28 protein-coding genes and 1 tRNA gene are annotated in these 23,500 nt (G+C 55.8%); 27 read left to right on the forward strand and 2 right to left on the reverse strand.

Annotated features, from left to right (window positions below):
* Together KJ869_05430 and alr are read right to left on the reverse strand one after the other, a co-directional pair.
* Positions 1–312 (reverse strand): hypothetical protein (locus tag KJ869_05430; GenBank protein MBU1576631.1); only part of this gene is annotated, 312 nt, incomplete at its 3' end.
* Between the two features lie 3 nt (positions 313–315).
* A complete protein-coding gene (gene alr, locus KJ869_05435) occupies positions 316–1,452 on the reverse strand; it encodes an alanine racemase (protein MBU1576632.1) in 1,137 nt (378 codons plus the stop codon).
* Positions 1,453–1,587: 135 nt separating this feature from the next.
* Here alr and KJ869_05440 point away from each other — a divergent pair, with 135 nt between their 5' ends.
* The 27 genes from KJ869_05440 (at position 1,588) to KJ869_05570 (ending at position 23,499) form a co-directional block, all read left to right on the forward strand.
* Positions 1,588–1,872, forward strand: a complete 285-nt coding sequence (locus tag KJ869_05440) for a DUF1844 domain-containing protein (protein MBU1576633.1) — start codon at positions 1,588–1,590, stop codon at positions 1,870–1,872.
* A 24-nt stretch (positions 1,873–1,896) separates the two neighbouring features.
* On the forward strand, positions 1,897–3,015 hold the full coding sequence (locus KJ869_05445) for a LysM peptidoglycan-binding domain-containing protein (GenBank protein MBU1576634.1): 1,119 nt from the start codon (positions 1,897–1,899) through the stop codon (positions 3,013–3,015).
* A gap of 34 nt (positions 3,016–3,049) precedes the next feature.
* Positions 3,050–3,238: a hypothetical protein gene (locus KJ869_05450; GenBank protein MBU1576635.1), complete on the forward strand. Its 189-nt coding sequence runs from the start codon at positions 3,050–3,052 to the stop codon at positions 3,236–3,238.
* 29 nt (positions 3,239–3,267) lie between these two features.
* Positions 3,268–3,747 carry a cyclic nucleotide-binding domain-containing protein gene (locus tag KJ869_05455; GenBank protein MBU1576636.1) on the forward strand — a complete coding sequence of 160 codons (480 nt, stop codon included), beginning with the start codon at positions 3,268–3,270 and terminating at the stop codon, positions 3,745–3,747.
* 88 nt (positions 3,748–3,835) lie between these two features.
* Complete coding sequence (locus tag KJ869_05460) at positions 3,836–4,276, forward strand: hypothetical protein (protein MBU1576637.1); 441 nt, start codon at positions 3,836–3,838, stop codon at positions 4,274–4,276.
* Between the two features lie 220 nt (positions 4,277–4,496).
* Positions 4,497–5,162, forward strand: coding sequence for a molybdopterin-dependent oxidoreductase (locus KJ869_05465; GenBank protein ID MBU1576638.1), 666 nt, complete (start codon positions 4,497–4,499; stop codon positions 5,160–5,162).
* 13 nt (positions 5,163–5,175) lie between these two features.
* The gene (locus KJ869_05470; protein ID MBU1576639.1) at positions 5,176–5,709 is read left to right on the forward strand and encodes a ferritin family protein; all 534 of its coding nucleotides are present in this window, start codon (positions 5,176–5,178) and stop codon (positions 5,707–5,709) included.
* Positions 5,710–5,729: 20 nt separating this feature from the next.
* Complete coding sequence (locus KJ869_05475) at positions 5,730–6,200, forward strand: hypothetical protein (GenBank protein ID MBU1576640.1); 471 nt, start codon at positions 5,730–5,732, stop codon at positions 6,198–6,200.
* Positions 6,201–6,463: 263 nt separating this feature from the next.
* Positions 6,464–7,702, forward strand: coding sequence for a type IV pilus twitching motility protein PilT (locus KJ869_05480; GenBank protein MBU1576641.1), 1,239 nt, complete (start codon positions 6,464–6,466; stop codon positions 7,700–7,702).
* A gap of 441 nt (positions 7,703–8,143) precedes the next feature.
* Entirely contained in the window at positions 8,144–8,449 is a 306-nt protein-coding gene (locus KJ869_05485; GenBank protein MBU1576642.1) for a phasin family protein, read from the forward strand.
* An 82-nt stretch (positions 8,450–8,531) separates the two neighbouring features.
* Entirely contained in the window at positions 8,532–10,199 is a 1,668-nt protein-coding gene (locus KJ869_05490; protein MBU1576643.1) for a ubiquinone biosynthesis protein UbiB, read from the forward strand.
* A gap of 182 nt (positions 10,200–10,381) precedes the next feature.
* The gene (locus KJ869_05495) at positions 10,382–11,173 is read left to right on the forward strand and encodes a biotin--[acetyl-CoA-carboxylase] ligase (GenBank protein MBU1576644.1); all 792 of its coding nucleotides are present in this window, start codon (positions 10,382–10,384) and stop codon (positions 11,171–11,173) included.
* Positions 11,170–11,925: a type III pantothenate kinase gene (locus tag KJ869_05500; GenBank protein MBU1576645.1), complete on the forward strand. Its 756-nt coding sequence runs from the start codon at positions 11,170–11,172 to the stop codon at positions 11,923–11,925. Before KJ869_05495 ends, KJ869_05500 begins: the two co-directional genes overlap by 4 nt.
* Before the next feature lie 77 nt (positions 11,926–12,002).
* Entirely contained in the window at positions 12,003–13,532 is a 1,530-nt protein-coding gene (locus KJ869_05505; protein ID MBU1576646.1) for an Rne/Rng family ribonuclease, read from the forward strand.
* A gap of 61 nt (positions 13,533–13,593) precedes the next feature.
* Positions 13,594–13,678, forward strand: a tRNA-Leu gene (locus tag KJ869_05510).
* A 65-nt stretch (positions 13,679–13,743) separates the two neighbouring features.
* On the forward strand, positions 13,744–14,700 hold the full coding sequence (locus KJ869_05515; protein MBU1576647.1) for a tetratricopeptide repeat protein: 957 nt from the start codon (positions 13,744–13,746) through the stop codon (positions 14,698–14,700).
* Positions 14,701–14,703: 3 nt separating this feature from the next.
* The gene (locus KJ869_05520; GenBank protein MBU1576648.1) at positions 14,704–15,360 is read left to right on the forward strand and encodes a DnaJ domain-containing protein; all 657 of its coding nucleotides are present in this window, start codon (positions 14,704–14,706) and stop codon (positions 15,358–15,360) included.
* Between the two features lie 51 nt (positions 15,361–15,411).
* Positions 15,412–15,780, forward strand: coding sequence for a roadblock/LC7 domain-containing protein (locus KJ869_05525; GenBank protein ID MBU1576649.1), 369 nt, complete (start codon positions 15,412–15,414; stop codon positions 15,778–15,780).
* A gap of 13 nt (positions 15,781–15,793) precedes the next feature.
* Positions 15,794–16,147, forward strand: a complete 354-nt coding sequence (locus tag KJ869_05530; GenBank protein MBU1576650.1) for a hypothetical protein — start codon at positions 15,794–15,796, stop codon at positions 16,145–16,147.
* Entirely contained in the window at positions 16,148–18,088 is a 1,941-nt protein-coding gene (locus KJ869_05535; protein ID MBU1576651.1) for a hypothetical protein, read from the forward strand.
* Positions 18,089–18,130: 42 nt separating this feature from the next.
* Positions 18,131–18,433 carry a hypothetical protein gene (locus tag KJ869_05540; GenBank protein MBU1576652.1) on the forward strand — a complete coding sequence of 101 codons (303 nt, stop codon included), beginning with the start codon at positions 18,131–18,133 and terminating at the stop codon, positions 18,431–18,433.
* 118 nt (positions 18,434–18,551) lie between these two features.
* On the forward strand, positions 18,552–19,124 hold the full coding sequence (locus KJ869_05545) for a V-type ATP synthase subunit E (protein MBU1576653.1): 573 nt from the start codon (positions 18,552–18,554) through the stop codon (positions 19,122–19,124).
* 3 nt (positions 19,125–19,127) lie between these two features.
* A complete protein-coding gene (locus tag KJ869_05550) occupies positions 19,128–20,165 on the forward strand; it encodes a V-type ATPase subunit (protein MBU1576654.1) in 1,038 nt (345 codons plus the stop codon).
* Between the two features lie 47 nt (positions 20,166–20,212).
* Positions 20,213–21,385 (forward strand): fibronectin type III domain-containing protein, encoded by a 1,173-nt coding sequence (locus KJ869_05555; protein ID MBU1576655.1) that lies wholly within the window; start codon positions 20,213–20,215, stop codon positions 21,383–21,385.
* A gap of 22 nt (positions 21,386–21,407) precedes the next feature.
* Positions 21,408–22,040: a hypothetical protein gene (locus KJ869_05560; GenBank protein MBU1576656.1), complete on the forward strand. Its 633-nt coding sequence runs from the start codon at positions 21,408–21,410 to the stop codon at positions 22,038–22,040.
* Positions 22,041–22,066: 26 nt separating this feature from the next.
* Entirely contained in the window at positions 22,067–22,891 is an 825-nt protein-coding gene (locus tag KJ869_05565) for a hypothetical protein (protein MBU1576657.1), read from the forward strand.
* Positions 22,888–23,499, forward strand: a complete 612-nt coding sequence (locus KJ869_05570; protein ID MBU1576658.1) for a hypothetical protein — start codon at positions 22,888–22,890, stop codon at positions 23,497–23,499. The genes KJ869_05565 and KJ869_05570 overlap by 4 nt, the downstream gene beginning before the upstream one ends.
* Position 23,500: the final 1 nt, after the last annotated feature.

Genomic DNA, 23,500 nt, shown 5'->3' on the forward strand with positions numbered 1-23,500 from the left:
AGGTTTAGAAATATCGTAATAAAACGGGAAGAAATGCCCAGCAATAAAAATTGCCAAACTTAAAACCTGCCAGACAAACATATGTTTGTTTTTGTTTCTCTTGATTAAAAGTACGAGGGAGACAACCATACTGGTTATTGGCGGGAAAAAATAAAGGAGATATGATATTACATTATTTCCGGTGAATAATCTTATATTAAAGAATTCGAATACAAGATAGATGAAAGATACGATCAGTGAATAAATATAAACGCCCTTCTCGAAGGAGGGTGAAAAGAAAGTATCTATGCCGCGGATATTTAACTTTTTCATATTCTACACTATTATCCTGGGCAGCAGGGGGTTGATCCTGGTGACCACCTCGTAATTGATGGTGCCGATCCATTGTGCCAGCTGTTCGGCGCTGATTTGCTCCTTGCCCTGCCTGCCCAGCAGTATCACTTCATCCTCCAGCCTAACGCCGGGGATATCGGTGATGTCGGCCAGGCAGAGGTTCATGCAGACCCGGCCCCTGATGGGCGCCCTTTTGCCCTTTATCAGCACATGGGCGGTGTTGGAGAGCTTGCGGTCATATCCGTCGTAATAACCCACCGGCAGGACCGCCAGCCTGGTCTTTCGGGTGGTGCGGTAGGTGCAGCCGTAGCTGACGAAGGAGCCGGAGGGAACGGTCTTGACCTGGGCCACCCGGGTCTTCCATGACAGCACCGGTTCCAGCCTGAACCCGGGATCGCGGTCCCGGACGGCCAGCATGGTCTCCCGGGAGGGCCACAGCCCGTAAAGACCGATGCCGATCCGGGCCAGGTTCTTGTGGGTATCGGGGAATATCAGGGCGGCAGCAGTGCAGGCCACATGGTTCACCGGGGCGGAATGCCCCAGCTTTTCCAGCCTGGCGATCATCTTGAGATATCTATCCTTTTGGCTGTCCGGGTAGCTGCGGTCGGTGGTATCTTCGATGTTGGCAAAGTGGGTGGAGTAGCCCTCCAGGAAAAGATGGGGATATTTTTTTATCAGGGCCGCCAGGTTTATGGCTTCAGGCAGGTCAATTCCTTGGCGGTTGGTGCCGGTCTCCAGTTTTATATGGAGGCGGATCTTTTTTTGAACTTTTATTTTAGCCAGGGCCAGGACGGTCTCTTTGTTGTATACCGTCAGCCGGATGTCGTCCCGGGCCGCTTCGCCCAGGCGGACCAAGGGCACATAGCCCAGCAGCAACAACGGTTTCCTGATGCCCTGTTTTCTTAAGGCCACCGCCTCATCCAAAGAATTCAGGCCCAGCCAATCCACCAGTTTCGATCTGGCCAGTATTGACGCCACTTCCGGCAAGCCGTGGCCGTAGGCGTTGGATTTTATCACCGGCATGAATTTGGCCTGCGGTTCCAGCAGCTTTCGGAAGGCCCGGACATTACTGATCAACGCTGGCCGGTCGATCTCGATCCAGTTGATATTTTTATTCATATAACCGTATCCTATTGGCAAGTTTATGTTATTCTACTACTAATCGCACATGGGTTGCAAGTTTTTTTAAAAAAAATATTGCTTTTTGGGTAAAAATATGGTAAAAGTATAAGTATAGTATAAAGGTAAAGCATTATGGCTGATGAAATTAAACAACCGTTGCCGCCGGCCAGCATAGAATCCCTTTTCTATATGCTGGGCACATCGGCGATGGTAAATTTGGGACTGGTGCCAGACCCCACAAATCAGAAGACCACAACCAACCTGGAGCTGGCCAAGCACAATATCGACACCTTGGGGATAATGCAGAAAAAGACCGCCGGAAACCTTACTTCGGATGAATCCAGGCTGCTGGACGAGCTGCTGTACGATCTGCGCATGAAGTACGTCCGGGCGACATCCCAGAACGAGAAAAAATAAACTTTTTTGGAAAAGGAGCGGAGCATGTTTAAGAACAGGTCACTGTTGGCGTTGATGGTTATAGCCGGATTTCTTTTCAGCGCGGGGATCATTTCCGCCCAACAGGGCAACGTGGTCCATAAAGTTGTGGAGGGCGAAACCCTGTGGGAGCTGGCCGGGAGATATATGCAAAATTCCTTCTCCTGGCCCCTGATCTGGGAGGCCAACAAGGAGATCATCGCCGATCCCCACTGGATCTATCCCGGCCAGGATCTGGTGATCCCTCCCCAGACCCTTTCGGAGCAGGTGACCGCGCCCGACACTGCAGTCGCTCAACCCGAGATGCAAGCCGAGGTCCCGGTCGAGGAGATGGTCTATGAACCGGAGCCCATGGAGGAGACCCCGGCTGTCTCGGTAAGAAAAACCCAGGCTATGGGATATGTTAAAAGACCGACCCCGGTGGTATCGGAGCTGATGGCCTTCGAGGCCGGCTTCATCAGCGATGAACTGGACAAGCCCACCGGCCATATCATCGGCAGCGACCGCAAGGACATCGAGGCTCTGATGTCAAACGATCCGGTGTATATCAACCTGGGCTCGCGGGACGGCGCCAAGCCGGGCGATAAGCACGCCCTGTACCGGGTGGGCCAGAAAGTGAAGCATCCCCAGAACGGAAAGAACCTCGGCAGGATCATCAATATAGTAGGCGTTCTGGAGGTAACCGATATCGAGGAGAAAACCTCCCGGGCCAAACTGATAAAGACCTTTGACGGCATATCCCGCAAGGAGGCCTTCAGGCCTTACGTCCAGATAATAGTCCCCAAGGATGTGTCCCCGCTGCCGGTGCAAAAATCCAACGAGGGATGTATCGTGGCTTTCAAACAGACCAACACTTCGGCCACCGAGTATAAGACGGTGTATATCGACAAGGGCCTGGCCAACGGGATCATGCCGGGCGACGTTTTCGAGATTTACCGCACCGGAACCAAGGCCAGCGATCCCGACCGGGGCGGCAAAAATGTTCTTCCCGAGCTTATAATCGGACGGCTGCAGGTGTTATCGGCCAGGAACAATACCGCGGCTGCGGTCATCACCAATTCCAAGGTCGAGGATATTGTGGTGGGGGAGAAGATCAGGCTCATCAAACAGGTCCCCACCAGGTGACCATTGTTGAACTGACGCAGGATAGTTGAAGAAAATGGGTCGGAAAAAATTGATCGGAGAAATAATGGTTTCTCTGGGCCATGTCTCGCTGGAGCAGATCAATCAGGCCAGAAGAAGCCAGATGGACAATTCCGCCAAGCGATTGGGGGAGTGTCTGGTCGATCTGGGGTATATCTCCAACGATGATGTCAACCGGGCGCTGGATATCCAGAAGATGGAATGATTTGCCCTGACGGGCGGGAAGGCAGCAACATGGGAGCATCCAATAAAAACCCCGATCTGCTCAAAAAAGTTTACCTGTTCAACGATCTGACCCAGCCGGAGCTGGAGAAGATCCTGACTTTGGCCTATGAGAAAACATATGAAAAAGAGACGGCCGTCTTCCAGGAGGGCGAGATAGGAGACGCCTTCTATATCGTCGACCAGGGTCAGGTTCGGATATCCACCATGGTCCCGGGGGTTGGGGAGGAGGCCCTGAAGATCCTGCGGCCGGGGGATTATTTCGGGGAGATGGCCCTGATCGACGACTTTCCCCGTTCGGCGGCCGCTATCGCCCACGAGGGCGAAGTCAAGCTGTTGGCCATCTACAAGCGGGATTTCAAAAAGCTGATGGCCGAGGACAAAGAGATGGCCTACAAGCTGATGGCGGTCTTCATAAAAACCCTCTCCACCCGCCTGCGGGACACCAACGACAAACTGAAGAACATCTTTGCCATAGCCAAGTCTTTTTAATTGGCCCTGCCGGAACGAGGTTGGATATTCCAACCTCGTTCGTCTGTTTTTCGGAGTGGATCTCAATTTCATTAATCGGGAGAAAATGATGTCTAAAATCACAGGCTTTGTAGCCATCTTGTTCGTGCTATCCGCTGCTTCATGCTGTCACCAGAAAACTGTTGTTCCGGTGGGAACGTCTCTCAAGATTGAAGTTGAAGTGATTGCCAAAGATCCCGGCAAATTTTCGGATCGGCTGCTGGAAACCGAAGGGGTCCTGAAAAATGCTGGCGGCAATTATTTCACGGATCTTAGGCTGGTGCTGACTGGAAATAAGGGGGGGGAGATCGAGGTGACTGCCTGGGCTCCTCAGGGGGTTCCACCGCCCAGGCCGGGCCCCAACCAGCCCCGCCGGCCCAAAGTGATGTCCGATTTTCTGGGGAAGAAAATGAATCTTACCGGGCGGCTGGAGGTCCAGTCCGGAAAAATAATCCTCCGGGTGGAGAAGGCCGAAGAAGTTATTGACCGGGAGGGGAGGGATAAGAACTAAAATTTGCTTCTGTTTGCTGTTGGCTCCATGCTGTAGGCGGTCAGGAAGATCGACCCCCTGTTCACGGTGGCTGATGTCAACACTTCCGAGGGGCAGTCCGAACTGCTGATGAAGATCGAGAGCCTGGGGTCAACGATATAACATTGTGGTCTTATCCCCTTGGGTTTTCAATTGACTATGGCGGGCAATTATTGTATCATAGCTTCTGACGGAGGGCACTATGGATATCCGATATTCCGCGGCCATTCTTCTGGGTGTTGTGATGCTGGCCGTCTCCGGTTGCTCTTCATCGGCCGATGATAACAATCGAACGACTTTACGGAAGGCCAAAGACCTGGGGCGGGTGGAGATAAAAAAATACCAGGGCCAGAGGCTGACCGATTTCGAGAAACTGCGGGACAACTCCATTCAGGGGCCGCAGGAGGTGGATACCGCTAAATACCGCCTGACCATCGACGGCCTGGTGTCGGTCAAACAGGAATTGAGTTATCGCCAGGTGCTGGGGATGGATCAATATCAAAAACTGATTACCCTGCACTGTGTCGAAGGATGGAGCGCCAAGGGGCTTTTCGAGGGGGCGCTGGTGGGGGACATTTTAAAACTGGCGGTTGTCAAGCCGGGGGCCAATACCCTGATATTCCATGCCGCTGACGGGTACACCTCTTCCCTGCCGCTGAAAGCCGTGCTGGACAAAAAGATCCTGCTGGCCTATAAGGTAAACAATAAAACCCTTACCGCCAGGTCGGGCTTTCCCTTTCAGCTGATAGCCGAGGATAAGCTGGGATATAAGTGGGTAAAATGGCTGCGGCGGATAGAGGTCTCCAGCGATTCCACCTACAGGGGTTTCTGGGAGAGCCGGGGCTACGACAATAAGGCGGATTATTGAAAAGGAAAAAGATATGAAAATCACAAAAAAAGCCATGCCCAAAGCCCTGCAGGCCGCCCTGAAGCTGGAACGCAAGGGCACCGCTTTCTACCTGAAGATGTCGGAGAAGACCGGCAACATTCTGGCCAAGCGGCTGTTCGACCAGCTGGCCATGCAGGAGGTGGAGCATATCGGCCGGATAAACGAGATCTATTCGGCCATCACCCAGGGGCAGAGCTGGCCCGAACCCAAGGGAAAGAAGATCGGCTATCTGGAGGCCGAGATGAAGAAGGTCTTCGCCCGGATCAACCACAGCAAGTCCCGGGAGAAACCGGACAATATCTCGGGCATGAAGGTGGCCATGGATATGGAATGGTACAGTTATAAGATGTACCAGAAATTCTTCGCCGCCGCGGTGGACGGCCCGGAGAAGGAATTCTTCAAGCGGATGCTGGAGGAGGAGACCAAACATTACGAAGCGCTGTCCAACGTCTATGCCTACCTGACCAGCAGCGGGGACTGGCTGGAGCGCTCCGAGAGCAATACCTGGAACTGGATGAACTCATAAATGCAAACGGGGAAGATATAATGCAACATCTGGCAGTGGAGAAAAAACAGGTTACGGTCACCATGCGATGCCGGGATCAGCAGGTGATCAAAGGTGATCTTTTTTTGAGCCTGATGGCCAAGAACCATATCGGTCAGGAGACGGTGCTGGACTTCATGAACGAGCCGGAGGAATTCTTCGTGCTCAAGGTGGCCACCGCCCCAGCCATCAACATCATCAACAAGGCCAGGATCATGGAGGTGGCGGTGGCCCTTGAGGTGGAGGCCGCCGATCTGGACCGGGAGGCTATGGGCATCAAGGAGGAGCCGATGACGGTGGTATTCAACGACAACTTCAAGCTGAGCGGAAAGGCCTATATCGACCTGCCGCCGGAGAAATCCCGGGCCATAGATTTTTTAAACCAGAGCGAGAGGTTCTTTTTGCTGGTCACCGATCAAACCGCCCACATAGTCAACCGCAGACACATCAGTTATGTAATACCAGGGAGATAAGAATGGCAAAGATAGACGTATTTTTCAAGGCAATGAACGATTACCGGGCCACCGAATTTTACCTGGCCAGCGAATCGGAGCCGCAGTTCAAAACACCATCCGGCATCCAGGCCGTCTCCAAGCAGAAGTTTTCCAACCAGGAGGTGATGGGGCTGCTGTCGGAGATCATGTCCCCGGCCGAACGGGAGAAGCTGATGGACCAGCCGACGGTGGAATTCACCTATAAGAGCCCGGGGTTGGGAGAATACCAGGGAACGGTCAGCATGCAGGGCCAAAGCATCAAGGCGGTGTTCCTACCGGCCAGCGCCGCGGCGCCTCATCAGGAGCAGTCCGCCGCAGCGGCCGCTCCGGGGAACCCGGCCCCCTCGGCCACAGCAGACTCCCCGGCTTTCACTGCGGCCCACAAGGAGGCAGAGATAGACAAACTGCTGAGACTGCTGGTGGAGCGCAAGGGCTCGGATCTGCATCTTTCGGCCGCCGAGAGGCCCTGCTTCCGGATAGACGGCGAGATCAAGAAACTGATGGAATTCCCGGTGATGTCCCCGGAGGACACCAAAAAAATGCTGAAAGAGATCGCCGGGCCCCGCTACCGCCAGCAGTTTGAGGAACGTAACGATACCGATTTCGCCTACGAGATACCCGGGTTGGCCCGTTTCCGGGTCAACTTCTTTTCCGATCGCAAGGGGATGGGCGGCGTGTTCCGGGTGATCCCCACCAAGACAGTGACAGTAGAGGACCTGAAGCTCTCCCCGGCCATCCAGAACCTGTGCTACCTTTCCAAGGGGCTGGTGCTGGTGACCGGGCCGACCGGGTCCGGCAAATCCACCACCCTGTGCGCCCTGGTGGATCTGATCAACCGCACCCGGTGCGACCATATTATCACCCTGGAGGATCCCATCGAGTTCGTCCATGAGAACAAAAAGTGCTTAGTCAATCAGCGGGAGATCGGCAGCCACACCGATTCCTTCAAGAACGCCCTGAGGGCGGCCCTGCGCGAGGATCCGGACATCGTTCTGGTGGGCGAGATGCGCGACCTGGAGACCATCTCCATCGCCATCGAGACCGCCGAGACCGGGCATCTGGTGTTCGGCACCCTGCATACCTCCACCGCCGCCAGCACGGTGGACCGGGTGATAGAGCAGTTCCCGCCCGATCGCCAGGAACAGATCCGGATGATGCTGTCTGAATCGCTAAAGGGCGTCCTATCCCAAACCCTGTGCAAGAAGATCGGCGGTGGACGGGTGGCCGCCATGGAGGTGCTGTTTGGGATTCCGGCGGTCTCCAACCTGATCCGGGAGGGCAAGACCTACCAGCTGCCGTCCATCATCCAGACCAACCGCAAGATGGGGATGGTGATGTTGAACGACGCCCTGATGGAGATCGTCAAAAAGAAAATGGTGGAGCCCAAGGATGCCTACATAAAATCCATGGACAAGATAGATTTGCTTAATCAGCTGAAGCGCGACGGCTTTGATACATCGTTTATTGATGAGGTAAAATAGGGACCTCCCATTATCAGATTGACCTCACCCCACTTCGAAGATTTAGCTTCGGGGCCATTCTCAGTGCATGCTTTGTCCCCTCTCCTGGTAAACCAGGAGAGGGATTTTTGTATGCCCGGCGGTCCGACCCCTCCCCGCCATTAGCAAGCAGCCCATATAGGTAGGCAGGCCTTAATCCCCCCCCAAAAAAAAAATGGGAGAGGGATTGTCAGGCCTGCACTTCATTGCATTCAGTATAGACTCCGGCAGGAATTCAGAATTCCCTGCTTTGCCGCATATTATTGGGGCGATTCAGACCGGCTGACAGCCGAGCTCCCATGATAATTCCGGCCAATACGGCACCGGGGGAACGAACCATTTTCTGATCAACTCTCTTGACAACCATCCTCCAATGCTATACAATAAAATAAATGAAATTAACCTTAACGGGGAGGATCAGCCATGACGGGAACAATAGAAAAAATCATCACCCTGGGTCTGGGCACCATCGCCGTCACCAAGGGAAAGGCCGAGGAGGTGGTCAAGGAGTTGATGAAAGAGGGCCAGATCAACAAAAAGGATGCCGACCTGATGGTGAAGAAGCTGATGAAAAAGGGCGAGGCCAGCAAGAAGGAGCTTAATACCATGGTGGAGAATGCCATCCATACCGTGATGAAGAAACTGAACGTGCCCACTCGCTCCGAGATGAACAAACTGCGGGCCGAGATCGCCCAGCTTAAGAAGGCCAAGCTGGCCAAGCGCAAATAGGTTTTCGGAAGTGACGACCGGGCCGGAATATCATCGCCGATATCCGGCCTTTGCGTTCCTTCGATCATGAGAACAAAGCGACATGAATTATAAGAACATCAAACGCCTGCGCCAGATATTGCGGGTGCTGGCCAAGCACGGCTTCGGCTATCTGGTGGACAAGCTGAACGCCGAGCAGAGGGTGCTGGGCCGTCTGCTGACGAGCTTCCAGCCCATCAAGAAACGCCAATTCCTTCATATGGTGGAGCCGGTGCGATTAAGAACAGCCCTGGAGCAACTGGGTCCGACCTTCATCAAATTCGGCCAGGTGCTGTCCACCAGGCCTGACCTGCTGCCGCCGGAATTCTGCCGGGAGATGGAAAAGCTTCAGGACAACGTCCCGGCCTGCCATTTCTGCGACATGGAGGGACAGGTGGAGGCCGAGCTGAAGCGCCCGATAGGCGATATTTTCTCCAGCTTCTCCAGCGGGCCGATGGCCGCGGCCTCGCTGGCCCAGGTGCACCGGGCCAGGCTTAAGGACGGCCGGAGGGCGGTGGTCAAGGTACAGCGTCCGGGCATTGAGCAGATGGTGGAGAACGATTTGGAGATACTGGCCTTTCTGGCGGCCAAGATCGAGCAGTATGTGGAGGAAAGCCGGGCCTACAATCTGATCGGCATGGTGCGGGAGCTAAAAAAGTCCCTGGCCCGGGAGCTGGATTTCAACATCGAGGCGGCCAACGCCCAGAGGTTCAGGGAGATGTTCGCCGACGACCCCACGGTCTACATTCCCCAGGTCTTCCTGGAGCAGTCCGGCGCCAGGGTGCTGACCATGGAGGAGATCCAGGGCATTAAGATTACCGACATGGAGGCGTTGGAGGCGGCGGGACTGGACCGCCCCACCATCGCCGTCAATGGGGCCAACGCCTATCTTAAACAGATATTCGGGAAAGGCTTCTTTCATGCCGACCCCCATCCCGGGAACCTGTTCGTTTTGAAAGAGAACAGGGTGGTTTTTCTGGATTTCGGGATGACCGGCCGGCTGCACCCCCACATTAAATCGCAGATCATCAAGATCCTGCAGGGCATAATTCATGGCGACATGGCCATGATGAGCGAGGCGGCGGCTGCCCTGGGCACCACCGATGAGCACACCGACTTCCGATCCCTGGAGCTGGAGCTTTCGGACTTCGTGGACCGCAACTATGTCACCTCGCTGAAGGACGTCAGGGTGGGCGAGAACTTCGCCCAGCTGATGAACATCCTCACCGGGAACAAGGTGAAGCTGGCCCCGGAACTGTTTCTGCTGGCCAGGACCCTGATGACCATTGAGGGGGTGGGGAAAAAGTTGGACCCGGATTTCAACCTGATAGAACTGCTGGAGCCTTACATCAAGCAGCTTTTAAGGGAGCGGCGCAGCCCCCGCAAGATAGCCCAGGACCTGATGAAGTTCCTGGGCTGGGCTTATAATTTCGTGATCGCCCTGCCCCGGGACATGCGGGAGATCGTCACCAAGCTCAAGAAGGGGAAGCTGCACATCGAATTCGAGCACAAGGGGCTGGAGGATCTGATAGCCGAGCTGGACCGGGTGTCCAACCGCATCGCCTTCAGCCTGATCATCGCCGCCCTGATCGTGGGTTCGTCCATCATCATGCACGCCGACAAGGGGGTCAAGATTTTGGGCCACCCGGTGCTGGGGGTGCTGGGTTATCTGCTGGCCGGGTTTCTGGGGTTGTGGCTGGCCTGGTCGATATTCCGGTCGGGGAAGCTGTAGGGACCTACCGGGACGATCGGCGCATATACGGCATAATATTGCAGGGGCACGGCATGTCGTGCCCCGACCGCCTCATGCGGGGCGACCCCTCCCAACCTTCCACCAAACTGGAGAGGGGTTTTTTTATTGCTAAAATCATCTGTTTGATGTATCATTAATTATATTATACTCATTAATAAGATATGAAAAATCTGGATATAAAGTACATCCAAAAGAACCTGAAGACCCGGGAATTCGGCCGGAAGCTTTTCTATTTCGAGCAGCTGGATTCCACCAGCAGCCACCTGGCAGAGCTATCAAAGGGTTCCGCCGGGCAGGGCACCGTGGTGATCGCCGAACAGCAGACCGCAGGGCGGGGCCGGCAGGGCAACAGCTGGCACTCGCCGCCGGGCCCGGGGCTGTATTTCTCCCTGCTGCTGAAGCCGGAACTGCCGTCCATCAAACTTTCCGGCCTGACCCTGGCCCTGGGCTGTTCGGCCGCGGAGACCATCGAGGGGATCACCAATTGTCCGGTGACGGTTAAATGGCCCAACGACCTGTACTGCAATAATCGCAAGGTGGGGGGCATGCTCACCGAGATGCAGTCCCACGGCGGACTGATAGATAACGCGGTCATCGGGATCGGCTTGAACGTCAACAACGAGGCGGTCCCGCTGGAACTATGCGATACGGCCTCCTCGCTTTTTCTAGAGACCGGAAAGGCCACCTCCCGGGAGGACCTGCTGGTGGGGCTGCTGTCCGGGCTGGAGGACGATTACCGGCTTTTCCGGGAGCAGGGTTTTAAGTCCTTTGCCGGCCGGCTCACCGCCAGGTTCTTTCTCCAGGGCAAACAGGCCTCGGTCCAGGACGGGCTGGGCATCAGGCTGAGGGGAGTGGTAAGCGGGTTCGACAGCGACGGCTGCCTGTTGCTGACCGACCAGCAGGGCCGGACCGTAAAATGCTGTTCCGGAACCGTCACGGAGATGGAGCCATGAACCTATGCCTGGACATCGGCAACAGCAAGATCAGGGCCGGAGTATTCTCACAAAAGCGATTGTTGGCTGAGGGGGTCATTTATTATGAGCGGGATATCAGCGCATTAAAGATCAGGGCCTTTATCGGTAAATTTGCCAGCCGCTATCCCATAGACCAGGCTGGACTGATCTCGGTCTCTCCGCCGCTTACGGCAAGGGTTCGAAAAGCTTTCAAAGAACTGCCGGATATTCGGTTTAAGGTGATCAACTACTCGGATTTCAAAATAATGAATATCCGCTATCGCAATCCTGGGAAGCTGGGGATTGACCGCCTGATCAATGTTTATGCCGCTTTCAGCATCTATGACGGCCCGGCACTGGTGGTGGACATCGGGACCGCCGTCACCTGGGATGCGGTCACCGCCAAGGGAGAATATATGGGCGGGGCCATCGCCCCCGGCCCGGGCACCATGGCCGAGGCCCTGCATCAATATACTGCAGCCCTGCCGCTGGTCAAGCTAAAAAGGAAGCCCCGGTTCGTGGGGCGGGATACAGGGGAATGCATTCAGGCGGGCCTTTACTGGGGGACCGTGGGGATGATCAAAGAACTGATCGGCGGAATATCCCGGGACACCAAGCGCAACCCCCGGGTGATCTTCACTGGCGGGTTGGGTACGCTCTTCGCCCGGGAATTCAGGGGATGCCTGGCTGATGAACTGCTGACGCTGAAGGGAATCGACCGGCTCCTAAAGGAAATGAAAAACCAAAAATAAAAAAGCAAAAAACATCGGTTGCTTTCAAACACCATTGAATCCGGCCGATATCAAATTATAAGAAATGGAAGAAAATTATGGCAACAGATATTATTATCAACACTACTAGCCACGAAACCAGGATCGCTCTGATGGAGGAGGGCAAACTGGTCGAACTATGGCTGGAGCGCACCGCCGAACAGCGGATGGTGGGCGACATCTACAAGGGCCGGGTGGAGAAGGTCCTGCCGGGACTGCAGGCGGCCTTCGTGGACATCGGCTTCGGCAAGAGCGGATTCCTGGCTTTCTCGGATACCGCTTTCGATCTGGGCGATTTCGAGACGGAGGATGGGCCCAAAGCCAAACCCGCCCGGCGGATCGAGGACGCTTTGAAGAACGGCCAGGAGGTGATGGTCCAGGTGTCCAAGGAGCCCATCGGCAGCAAGGGCCCCCGGCTTACCTCCCATGTCTCCTTTGCCGGGCGTTTCTGCGTGCTGGTGCCCAATGAGGAGAGGGTGGGCGTCTCCCGCCGGGTGGAGGACCGGGCCGAGCGCCGCCGGCTCAAGGAGGAATTCTTGAAACACCTGCCCCAGGGCTACGGCCTGGTGATCCGAACCGCCGCCGAGGGCGAGGATGAAAAGGGCTTTGGCCGGGATCTTAAAATTTTACTTAAAACCTGGCAGCAGGTCAAGCGTGATTACCGTAAGGCCAAGATATCATCCCGGGTTTATTCGGAGCCACCAATGGTTATCAGTTTCCTGAGGGAGCTGGCGGCCATGGAGATCGGCAGCCTGGTGGTGGACGACAAAAGGACTCATGACCAGATAGCCGAATACGTCAAAAACCTGGACCCGGCCCTTAAGAAGCGCCTGCTGTTGTACCGGGAGGACATTCCGCTGTTCGAGGCCTATGATATAGAGGCCCAGATCGAGAAAGCCCTGCAGCAGAAGGTATGGCTGAAAAGCGGCGGACGGATAGTGATCGAGCAGACCGAGGCCCTGGTGACCATAGATGTCAACTCCGGCCGGTACACCGGCAAGCGGGATGCCGAGGGCACCATCACCCGGGTCAATATCGAGGCCGCCCGGGAGGTAGCCCGCCAGCTGAGACTGCGGGATATCGGGGGCATCATCGTGATAGATTTCATCGACATGGACCGGGAGGCCAACCGCCGCAAGGTGCTGGCCGAGCTGAAGGAGGCCCTCAAGGACGACCGATCCAAGCCCAAGGTCTACGAGATCTCCCCGTTGGGATTGGTGGAGATGAGCCGCAAACGGGTTCGGCCCAGCCTGTGGCAGGCCTTCTCCCACAGCTGCCCCACCTGCCATGGCACCGGGCGGGTGCTGTCGCCCGAGACCATGGCCGCCAGGCTGGAGCGTTGGTTCCTGCAGGCCGACCGGAATATCCGGAACCGCCGGCTGGAGGTGTCGGCCCACCCCCTGTTCATAGACTACCTGGAGCGGCAGGGCCGGAAGCTTGCCGACGACGTCAAAAAGCGGTATAAGGTCGACCTCCGCCTGAAGCGGGACAACCTGGATAATGTCTCCCAATTCAAGATAACCGATATCGCCAACGGCCGGGACATCACCCGGGAATTTTCTGTTGACAGATGGGTCGATTTAGATTAAAATAACAGCTTGCCGACAAAAGCGGAACTATAATCGGCATATTGCCTTAGTCAGCAAAATAGCCGGGATGGTGGAACTGGTAGACACGTACGTTTGAGGTGCGTATGGCGCAAGCTGTGGGGGTTCAACTCCCCCTCCCGGCACCAGATAATCAATCTTTTCCTTTCCCTTCTATCAACCCACGTTTAAAAATCAATAGAGCAGGTGCGGTATGGCTTTTGTCCGGGAGATTTTAGATCAACATTGCCTGAACCAGTTCCTTAAACTGGCGTTGAAATCATTCAACGAGGGCAATTATCACCAGACCATCGAATCGCTGGAGATGATCCGTCAGCACAACGAAACGGTGGGCCATAAATGCAGCGACGTGGTCACCTTCTACCTGATCGAGGCCAGGGTGGCCCTGGCCAAGCTCTACTGGAAACAGGGCAACGCCATTGCGGCCATCGAGGAATACCAGGAGGCCATCAAGCTAGCCCCCAAATACGCCGATCTCTACCTGTCTCTGGGCCGCATCTATGCCGGGCGGCATGAATACCCGCTGGCCGAAAACTCCTTTAAAAAAGCCCTGGAGATCAATCCCAATTATATTGAGGCCATTCTTTCCCTGGCTTATCTGGCCGCCGAGCAGAGCCTGCACGAAAAAGCCGTGGAACTTTTCATCGGGCTATCTGCCAAGACCAATTTTTACAAGCAGGAGCTGTACGACAAAGCCCTGGCCGAGGTCAACAAGGGAAATCTAGGCAAGGCTGTAAAGGATTTCAACCTGGCTTTCAAAACATCGCCCGACCGGGCCGAGGCTCTGTGCGCCCTGGGACAGGATGCATTGCGGGACAACAGCTGCCAGGAGGCGGTCAAATATTTTCTACAGGCTAAAAAATTAAAACCGGGCTATGCCGATATCTACAACCTGCTGGGGGTTTGTTACACCCATGCCGGGGAGTGGAGCAAGGCCGCCAGGTCCCTGAAGCAGGCGGTAAAGTTGGCCCCCCATTTCACCCGGGCCTGGCTGAACCTGTGCATAGTCAACGAGCAGCTGGGCCGGAATGCCCAGGCGCTGGCCGCCTGTAAAAAGGCCGCCAAGCTGGAGCCGAAGAATATCCTGGCGGCCGAGACCCTGGAAAGACTTTCCCTGAAAGCCCCCCTAAAAAAAGCAAGGAAGAAATAAAAAATGACCCAACTGAAGGATTATTATTCTATTTTAGGGGTGGACCGCCTGGTCAGCGAGGCCGAGATAAAACAGGCCTACCGGAAGCTGGCCATGCAACACCATCCCGACAAGAATCCCGCAGAATCCAAGGATGGGCTGGCCAATTCCGCCTTTCAGGACATCAACGAGGCCTACCATACATTGATAGATAAGAACCGGCGGGCCCAGTACAACAAGATGCTGTCCGAAAGGGCTTCCGGGGTCCAGGCCCACTCGGTTCAGGACAATCAGGCGGATATGGCCTACCGCCATGGGGTGGAGGCCTATAAGGCCAATGAATTCAAACGGGCGGTGGAGTACTTCCGGGCGGCTGCCAAGCTCAAACCCAAGAAGGCCATCTATTACGACCGGCTGGGAATAGCCGTTATCAAGGCCGGCGGCCCGCTGGAGGAGGCCAAAATGTACTGCGACAAGGCCATTCAAATGGAGATATACAACGCCGAGCATTACCTGAGCCTGGGCATAATCTACCAACTGGCCGGAATGGCAGAGAAAGCCAAGGAGCAGTTCAAGGAAGCCCTCAAATGGGACCCCAACAACAGCCAGGCCAAGCAGCGGTACGCCATCGTGGAAAAGGAGACCAAAAAGGGCCTGTTCGGCAAGCTGTTCAAAAAATAGATCCGTCTCTTGTCCGGTTCAGTTTAAAAATTTAGGGAGGGAGAGCAGACCATGACCCAGGGATACGAACAAAGGATAAAGGAGCTGGTGGATAATATCCCGGGGGCCTTGGGCGCCAGCCTTACCGGGACCGACGGCATCGGGATAACATTCTATCAGTCCGGGCTGGACCTGGACCCCACCCTGGCCGACGCCGAGTTTGCCACCATGCTGTCCGCCTCCCGGCGGGCGGCCGAGAGCCTCTCGCTGGGGAGTATCTCCGAGCAGACCATAGCCACCGAGAAACTGACCGTCCTGATCAAGTTGGTGGGGACGGATTTCTATCTGAGCGTGATTATGCAGCAGGGCGCCGGAAACCTGGGCATGGCCCGGCTGCTGCTGAGAAGGGCCTCCGAAGAATTCAAAAACATTTTATATTAAACGGGAGCAGATTGTGTCATCGGAAAAGCATAATGATCACCAGGATCAGGCACAACAGATAATCCGCAGCCTGGCACACAGGGAGCAGGAACTTCAGAAGAAAACGGAAGAAGCCAAAGCGGAGGCCGATGGGATAATAGAGAAGGCCAAAGCCGAGGCTTTCTCTATTATGGGCGATGCCCGTTCCCGCATAGAGGAGAGAACCCTGGTTGGCAAGAAGGATATTGCCCAAAAATCCCTCCAGCTGATCGAACAAAAGAAAAAAGAGGCCGTCGCTCAGGCCGGCCAGCTGGAGAAACAGGCCGCGGCCAAACAGGGCCAGGCCGTGGACCTGATCATCCAAAAGGTTTTTCCGGAGAACCGATAGATGATCGTTTCCATGAGCCGGGTGCTGATCGTGGGCCCGAAGATAATAAGCGCCGAGGTTATCCGCTTGCTCCATAAAATGGGCCGGCTGCATATTGCCCCGGTAAAGAATCAGGGGACACTTCATCCTGCCGTGCTGGACAGCGGGGAAGCCGACGTTAAACACACCATGGAAAGGCTGCAGCAGGAGTTGGACGGCCTGCTGACCATTCTGGAGTTTCACGGCCGCCAGGCCCAGGCGGTCATGCCAGCCGATTGGGAAAAGCTGCTGGCCGATCTGTTGGTTCAGCGGGTCGAAATCAACCAGCTGGTCAAACAAAAGCTGGATTTTAGCGACGAGCTGGCGCTGATCGAGAACTACCGGGCGGCCTTCGAGGCCCTATCCCCGCTGATGTCAAAATTGGAGCCCAGCCGGAGGATCAAGGCCTTTGGTTTTATGGCCAAGATCCAGGAATCGGCGGCGGTGGATGCCCTGCAAAAGGAATTGCGAAAACTGACGGAAGGGCGGGTTGAATTCTACCGCCACCAGATCGATGAGAAAAAATTAGCCGTCCTGGCGGTCTTCCATATAGACGACGAAGAAAAAATAAAAGGCTTCTTTACCAAGGCCGGGGTCAACGAGCTGAAGCTGCCCTCGGCGGTGGCCTCGCTTAATATGGCGGAGGCGGTCAGTCAGCTTAAGGGAAAAAGCCGCCAACTGCCGGAGATGATCTCCGAAATAAGCAAAAGAATTTCGGATATCTCGCGTCAGCAGGGACCGGTGTTGGAGGCCTACCGCCTGATGGTGGGGGACGAGCTGGCCCGGCTGCAGGCCAAGGAGGAACTGCCGGAGGGGCGGTTCACCTTCTATCTTCAGGGATACCTGCCGGCCGAGGATCTGCCCGGTCTGAAAGAGATGCTGTTTAAAAAATTCGGCGACAAGGTCACGGTCCAGGTTTTAGAAATTGACCACCACGACGCTCCCAATGTCCCGGTGATCCTGAAGAACCGCAAAATGATCAGACCCTTCGAATTGGCACTTTCCATTTTCAATCCGCCCCAATACGGCACGGTGGATCCCACCCCATTCATCGCCTTTTTCTTCCCACTGTTCTTCGGTTTCATCGTGGGCGATATCGGTTATGGTATCGTACTTTTAATCATCAGTATATTGATGTTGGTGCAGAAAAGCAGATTTTTCTTATTCAAACCAGTTGAAATACTCTTCAAGGTAAAAGTTACAGACAACCTCGCGAAACAACTGTCAATAATTATTTTATACTGTGCGTTCTGGACGTTTCTTTTCGGGGTAATCTACGGCGAGTTGTTCGGCGACCTGGGTGAGCATATGCACTGGATCAAACCGATGTCGGAAAAACTCAACCGGATGAGCAGCGAATCCATCATGACGCTGTTCAAAATCGCGATAATTTTCGGAGCGGTTCAGGTGTACGTCGGGTTCGGCATCATGCTTCACACCGGCATCAAGCACCGCGACCTGCACCATATCCTGGAGCCGGTGGCCTTTGCCCTCGGGGTCCTCGGCGTTTTCGGCATGTTCTTTACCACGATGGTCAATATGCTGCCAACCTGGCTGATGTGGCCCTCCATAATCCTGACCGGAGCCAGCGCGGTGACCCTGGGGATACTGGCCGGAGTGGCCGGCCCCATCGAGATCTTCGGGGCGGTGGGCAATATCCTGTCCTATGCCCGTCTGTTCGCCATCGGGCTGTCGGCGGCCTATCTGGCCTACGCCGCCAACCTGATAGGCCGGACCATCGGCGGCCTGCCCGGGCTTCTGGTGGCGGCCCTGATCGTGCACCCGCTGTTCTTTGCCCTGGGCCTGATCAGCCCCATCATGCAGTCCTTCCGTCTCCAGGTGGTGGAATTTTTCACCAAGTTCAAATATCACGATTATTCCGGTAAAAAATACAAACCATTAAAAACATTAGGAGGTAAGTAAATGAAAAAACTTCTGGCTATTGCCCTGTTGACCTTAGTATTGATGCCGTTGGCCACTTTGGCCCTGGCCCAGGACCACGGCGCGGCCGTTCCCGGCGAGACCACCCAGCAGCCCGCCCCGTTCTCCCAGAACATCGTGATCTGGAAGGCCCTGGGGGCCGCGTTGGCCATCGGCTTTGCCGCCTTCGCCACGGCCTGGGCCCAGAGCAAGATCGGCGCGGCCGCGGCCGGAGCCATGGCCGAGAAGCCCGAGGTGGGCGGCTTGATGATCGTGTTGGAGGCCTTGCCCGAGACCATCATCATTCTGGGATTCGTCATCGCCATCATGATAATCGGCATGAAGTAATAAAAGATTTTAAGGCGGGCGGCCCTTCAATTTTTTTAAAGGGCGCCCGCCTCCGGAAACCTTTCCCTGGTTGGTTTTGTATTCAATGAAACTAAAATTATAAAATATATTCAAAAAAATGAATTCCGAACTGATAAAGGTCATCGAGCGGGAGGCCGAAGCCGAGCGCCAGAGGATACTGGATGCTTCGCGAAAGAATGCCGGCGAGATAATCGAGCAGGCCAAGGCCCAGGCTGCGGAGCTGGAGCAGAAGTTCCAGGCCGACAGCCAGTCTTTGGAAAGGACCGAAATGGCCAAGGCCAACAGCGCGGCCAATCTTCAGGCCATGGCCATCCTGCTGGAGGTCAAAAGCCGGATCATAGACGGGATATTTCAGGCGGCCTACCAGAAGATCAAAAAAATGCCCCAGGAAAAATACCGGCAGGCCTTAAAGAGCATGTTGCAGGAGGCGGTGGCAGATCTGCCGGGGGAAACGGTGGTGCTGACCAGCCCGGGCGACCTGAAGATGGTACAGGAAATAGTGAAGGCCGCCAAACTGAAGGCCGAGGTGAAGCCGGACCCCCAGGTTCAGGAGGGGATCATCATGAGCGATAAAAGCGGCAGCCATTCGGTTCTCAACCGGTTCTCCGACCGGATGGAAAGGGCCCGGCCCTCACTGGTGGCCCACATCTCTGAAACATTGTGGGGATAAAAGATGCCCAGCGATTACGGATACATCAATGCCAGGCTTAAAGGGCAGCACAGCAGACTGTTGAAACCGGGAGCCTATGAGGAGCTGCTCGGCCTGTCCGGTTTTGATGCCTTTGCCAAGTGGCTGGCCGGCAGTTCTTATTCCAAGGAATGGCAGGAGGCCCAAACCCGCTTTGCCGGGCTGGCTGCGGCCGAGGAGGCCCTGTCGGCCAACTTCAATTCCTCGACCAGGCTGATGCGGAAGATCTCCGACGGCAGCCCCGGTAAATTGATCGGCCTCATCCTCCGGAGATGGGACCTGGAGAATGTCAAGGCGGTGATCCGGGGCATTCACCACCGCTGGGAGACGGATGAGATCTTTCGGGCGGTGCTGCCGGCCGGTAATCTGGATAAGATAAAATTGATGGAGCTGTGCCGGAAGTCCGATCTGCGTGAGTTGGCCGATACCCTGGCCACCTGGGGCGAGGAACTGGCGGTGCCCCTTACCCGGGCCATGCCCGAATACCAGAAGGAACATAAACTGGCCGGTCTGGAGCTGGCCTTGGACCAGTTCTACTATGGTCAGTCTTTGAAGGGCCTGACCGGCTTGGGCTACAACAAAAGCCTGGTCCGTGACTTTCTGCGCCGTGAGATCGACCTGTTGAATGCCAAAGCGCTACGGCGGCTGATGGCCCGGGAGAAGATCGACCTGCCGGAGGCGGCCGGGTATTATCTGCCGGGCGGCAAGCTGCTGACCAGGGAAAAATACGCGGCCCTGCTGGATCCCAAGGAATCCAAAAGAGCCCTGCGCTCCGTCAGGGGAACGCCCCTTTACCGGCTGTTGACCGCCGACGATAGCCAGGGAGGCCGGGAGGAGAAGCGAGACAAGGAGGAATGGCGGCGGAAGGCCCTGGCCTACCGGGGGGACCCGCTGGGGATCGATGTGGCGCTGGGCTTTTTGTGGCAGAAGTATTTCGAGGTGGTTAATTTGAAACTTATCGCCCGGGGAAAGCATTTCGGGCTTCCTGCCGAGGATATCAGATATCAGCTGTTGACGGCTTAGATATCCCCGGACAAAATATAAAACGGAAACACAAAGATAGGTGTCCTATGAAAAAGTTATTCATGGTTCTGACGCTGGCCTGTCTGCTGTCCCCGGCCCGGGCCCTGGAGCCGCCGGTGGATGTCAAGGCGGTGGACACTCCCAACGACGAGGGGAGCTCCATCACCGTCAGCTGGGGAAGATCGCCCCGGGACCAGGGGGATGCCACCGTCTTCAAGGGCTACCAGGTCCTGAGGGCCGAGAATGCCAAAGGGCCCTTTGCCGAGGTGGGTTTTGTCATCTGCGGCAAGAACGATTACCGCGACAATGTGGAGAGCCACAAGAACTACTATTACCAGGTCCGAGCGGTCGCCTTCCCGGATTCTTCGGAGGCGGTAACAGTCGGGCCGGCCACCGCCACCGCCCAGTGGTTTGATCGCAGCCGGGGAAATGTGCTGATACTGACCATCATCATCTGTTTTCTGATTATCTGGTATATCGAGCGGGCCAAGAAGGGCGAAGAACTGTTCATCCGAAAGATCCAGGGGCTGGATGCCATTGACGAGGCGGTGGGCCGTTCCACCGAACTGGGCAAGCCCATTATGTTCTCCTTCGGGCTGGGCGAGATCAAGGATATCGTGACGGTGGCCGCCCTGGCCATCCTCCGTCAGGTGGCGGTGCGCTGCGCCCAGCACGGCACCGAACTGCTGGTCCCCAACTGGGACCCGCTGGTGATGGCCGCCGCCCAGGAGACGGTGCAACAGGCCTATTCCGAGCCGGGCCGGCCCGACCTCTACAAGGAGGGCAATGTCAGCTTTTTGACATCCGACCAGTTCGGCTACGCCGCCGGGGTGGACGGGATGATGCTCCGGCAGAAACCGGGGGCGATCTTCTTCATGGGCTATTTCTACGCCGAGGCCCTGCTGATGTCCGAGACCGGCCATTCCATCGGGGCCATCCAGATAGCCGGCACCACCGCCATCACCCAGCTGCCGTTCTTCATCGCCTCCTGCGATTACACCCTGATCGGCGAGGAGATGCTGGCGGCCTCCTGTTATCTAAAAAAAGATCCCCAGTTGCTGGGCAGCCTCAAGGGAGAGGATTTCGTCAAGGCCTTCCTGATAATCGGGTTTGCCCTGATGGCCGTCTGGGGCACGGCGGGATACATCCTGAACAATGCGGGAAACCCCTGGATGATGGATGTCTTCCAGGCCGTCAAAAACTGGTTCATAACCGGTTAGCCGAAAGGGAAGGAGATATAAAATGAAAAAAGAGATACCTTTGGCCATAACCTTCATCACCGGGCTGATAATCATCGTCACCTTCTTCATCCCCCATCAGCCGCTGGGAACCATGCAGCAGAGGCTGTTGTTATGGTATTCCATAGTGCTGGGCTTCACCATGCTGCTGGGGATGGACAGCCTGCTGCGCAGCAACATCCAGAAGATAGTCCGCAAGGCCCCGGGCTGGCCCTTCGCCTTGGTGCTGATCATCGGTTTTTTGGGGACCATGATCGTCGGCATCTACACCTGGGCCACCAGTGAATCCCTGTTGAGCCTGGGGTCCTCCTTCATGTACGTCTATACCTATTTCATCATTCCCCTGCAGGCCACCATGTTCTCCCTGCTGGCCTTCTTCATCGCCTCGGCCGCCTACCGGGCCTTCCGGGCCAGAACGCTGGAGGCCACGCTGCTGCTGATAACCGCTGCCATCGTGATGCTGGGCCGGGTGCCCATCGGGGCCGAGATTTGGGACAAGTTTCCGCTGATCCAGGACTGGATCATGGAGGTCCCCCAGATGGCCGCCAAGAGGGGCATCGTCATAGGCGTGGCCCTGGGGACCATAGCCATGTCCCTCCGGGTCATCCTGGGATTGGAAAGAACCTACCTTACATAAATTAAGGTAATAAAGGAGATGGTGAAATGAAATTCTTCGAAAAGATAGCCAATATAGACAGCCGGATCATCTATCTATTGCTGTTCATCGTAGTGCTGATTCCGGTGGTGTTTAAAATGGTCCTGCCGGTAAGGGTTTCCGAGCCCGTTCAGACGGCCTATGATTCCATCGAGAAACTGCCGGAGGGTTCGGTGATACTTTTCTCGATCGATTACGACGCCTCCTCGGCGCCGGAAGTTCAACCCATGCTGTTGTCAACCCTTCGCCATGCATTTACCAAAAAGCATAAGGTGGTAATGATAGGACAATGGGCATTGGGCCTGCCGTTCGGCGAGATCGGCCTCAACGAGATCGCCCCCCAGTTCGACGCCAAATACGGGGTGGATTACGTCAATCTGGGCTACCGCCCGGGCTACCGGGCCCAGATGGTGGGGATGGGGCGGGAGATCCGCGACTTCTTCGCCAGCGATTACCGGGGCACTCCGGTCGACGATATCCCCCTGATGAAAGGCATCCATAATTACAACGACATAGACCTGCTGGTGGGCCTGGAGGCCGGGCAGGCCGGGGATGAGTGGATCCAGTTCGCCGGGGCCAGGTACGGGATTAACATCATCATCGGGGCCACCGGGGTCGTCGCCCCCGACATGTTCCACTATCTGCAGGCCAAACAGATCAAGGGCCTGATCGGCGGCCTGCAAGGGGCGGCCGAATACGAGACCCTGGTCAAGCACGCCGGGACCGGCATCGCCGGGATGGTGGCCCAGTCTTACGCCCACCTGCTGCTGTTGGGGTTCATCCTCATAGGCAATGTGGGCTATTTCGTGATCAGAAGGAGGAAACAAGCATGATGCAGATAATCGGAACCTGGATAGCGGCCGGGCTGACCCTGGCCATATTCTCATTTCTCTATAAGGACAACCCCTTCTACAAGTTCGCCGAGCACCTCTATGTGGGGATCTCGGCCGCCTACGCCATACTGTATGTCTTCTATTTCGACGTCAAGCCGCTGTTGATAGAGAAGTTCATCACCGAGCAGGGGGCCGAGCGCTGGATCTTACTGATTCCGGCGGCCTTCGGCCTGATCATGCTGGCCCGCTGGATACCCAAGATCTCCTGGCTGTCCCGCTGGTCCATCGCCCTGACGGTGGGGATTGCCGCCGGGCTGGGCATTACCGGGCAGATCCAGGGGATCCTGCTGCCCCAGATCCGGGGCACATTGGTTCCGCTGACCTCCATAAATAACGTCATAATGGTGATCGGGGTAATAGTCACCCTGATCTACTTCTATTTCTCAATCGCCCACAAAGGCGCCGTCAAGATCGGGTCCAGGCTGGGAATGGTCTTCATCATGGTGGCCTTCGGGGCTAGTTTTGGCTACACCGTGATGGCCCGCATCTCGCTGCTGATCGGCCGCCTGCATTTTCTGGTCTACGAATGGCTCCATCTGGTGAAGTGAT

Source organism: Candidatus Edwardsbacteria bacterium (genome assembly GCA_018821925.1).
Lineage (GTDB): Bacteria > Edwardsbacteria > AC1 > AC1 > EtOH8 > UBA2226.

Excerpts from the sequence above, each read along its gene's own strand:
- alr (MBU1576632.1), bottom strand. The coding sequence starts at position 1,452 with ATGAATAAAAATATCAACTGGATCGAGATCGACCGGCCAGCGTTGATC.
- KJ869_05440 (MBU1576633.1), top strand. The coding sequence starts at position 1,588 with ATGGCTGATGAAATTAAACAACCGTTGCCGCCGGCCAGCATAGAATCC.
- KJ869_05445 (MBU1576634.1), top strand. The coding sequence starts at position 1,897 with ATGTTTAAGAACAGGTCACTGTTGGCGTTGATGGTTATAGCCGGATTT.
- KJ869_05450 (MBU1576635.1), top strand. The coding sequence starts at position 3,050 with ATGGGTCGGAAAAAATTGATCGGAGAAATAATGGTTTCTCTGGGCCAT.
- KJ869_05455 (MBU1576636.1), top strand. The coding sequence starts at position 3,268 with ATGGGAGCATCCAATAAAAACCCCGATCTGCTCAAAAAAGTTTACCTG.
- KJ869_05460 (MBU1576637.1), top strand. The coding sequence starts at position 3,836 with ATGTCTAAAATCACAGGCTTTGTAGCCATCTTGTTCGTGCTATCCGCT.
- KJ869_05465 (MBU1576638.1), top strand. The coding sequence starts at position 4,497 with ATGGATATCCGATATTCCGCGGCCATTCTTCTGGGTGTTGTGATGCTG.
- KJ869_05470 (MBU1576639.1), top strand. The coding sequence starts at position 5,176 with ATGAAAATCACAAAAAAAGCCATGCCCAAAGCCCTGCAGGCCGCCCTG.
- KJ869_05475 (MBU1576640.1), top strand. The coding sequence starts at position 5,730 with ATGCAACATCTGGCAGTGGAGAAAAAACAGGTTACGGTCACCATGCGA.
- KJ869_05480 (MBU1576641.1), top strand. The coding sequence starts at position 6,464 with ATGCAGGGCCAAAGCATCAAGGCGGTGTTCCTACCGGCCAGCGCCGCG.
- KJ869_05485 (MBU1576642.1), top strand. The coding sequence starts at position 8,144 with ATGACGGGAACAATAGAAAAAATCATCACCCTGGGTCTGGGCACCATC.
- KJ869_05490 (MBU1576643.1), top strand. The coding sequence starts at position 8,532 with ATGAATTATAAGAACATCAAACGCCTGCGCCAGATATTGCGGGTGCTG.
- KJ869_05495 (MBU1576644.1), top strand. The coding sequence starts at position 10,382 with ATGAAAAATCTGGATATAAAGTACATCCAAAAGAACCTGAAGACCCGG.
- KJ869_05500 (MBU1576645.1), top strand. The coding sequence starts at position 11,170 with ATGAACCTATGCCTGGACATCGGCAACAGCAAGATCAGGGCCGGAGTA.
- KJ869_05505 (MBU1576646.1), top strand. The coding sequence starts at position 12,003 with ATGGCAACAGATATTATTATCAACACTACTAGCCACGAAACCAGGATC.
- KJ869_05515 (MBU1576647.1), top strand. The coding sequence starts at position 13,744 with ATGGCTTTTGTCCGGGAGATTTTAGATCAACATTGCCTGAACCAGTTC.
- KJ869_05520 (MBU1576648.1), top strand. The coding sequence starts at position 14,704 with ATGACCCAACTGAAGGATTATTATTCTATTTTAGGGGTGGACCGCCTG.
- KJ869_05525 (MBU1576649.1), top strand. The coding sequence starts at position 15,412 with ATGACCCAGGGATACGAACAAAGGATAAAGGAGCTGGTGGATAATATC.
- KJ869_05535 (MBU1576651.1), top strand. The coding sequence starts at position 16,148 with ATGATCGTTTCCATGAGCCGGGTGCTGATCGTGGGCCCGAAGATAATA.
- KJ869_05540 (MBU1576652.1), top strand. The coding sequence starts at position 18,131 with ATGCCGTTGGCCACTTTGGCCCTGGCCCAGGACCACGGCGCGGCCGTT.
- KJ869_05545 (MBU1576653.1), top strand. The coding sequence starts at position 18,552 with ATGAATTCCGAACTGATAAAGGTCATCGAGCGGGAGGCCGAAGCCGAG.
- KJ869_05550 (MBU1576654.1), top strand. The coding sequence starts at position 19,128 with ATGCCCAGCGATTACGGATACATCAATGCCAGGCTTAAAGGGCAGCAC.
- KJ869_05555 (MBU1576655.1), top strand. The coding sequence starts at position 20,213 with ATGAAAAAGTTATTCATGGTTCTGACGCTGGCCTGTCTGCTGTCCCCG.
- KJ869_05560 (MBU1576656.1), top strand. The coding sequence starts at position 21,408 with ATGAAAAAAGAGATACCTTTGGCCATAACCTTCATCACCGGGCTGATA.
- KJ869_05565 (MBU1576657.1), top strand. The coding sequence starts at position 22,067 with ATGAAATTCTTCGAAAAGATAGCCAATATAGACAGCCGGATCATCTAT.
- KJ869_05570 (MBU1576658.1), top strand. The coding sequence starts at position 22,888 with ATGATGCAGATAATCGGAACCTGGATAGCGGCCGGGCTGACCCTGGCC.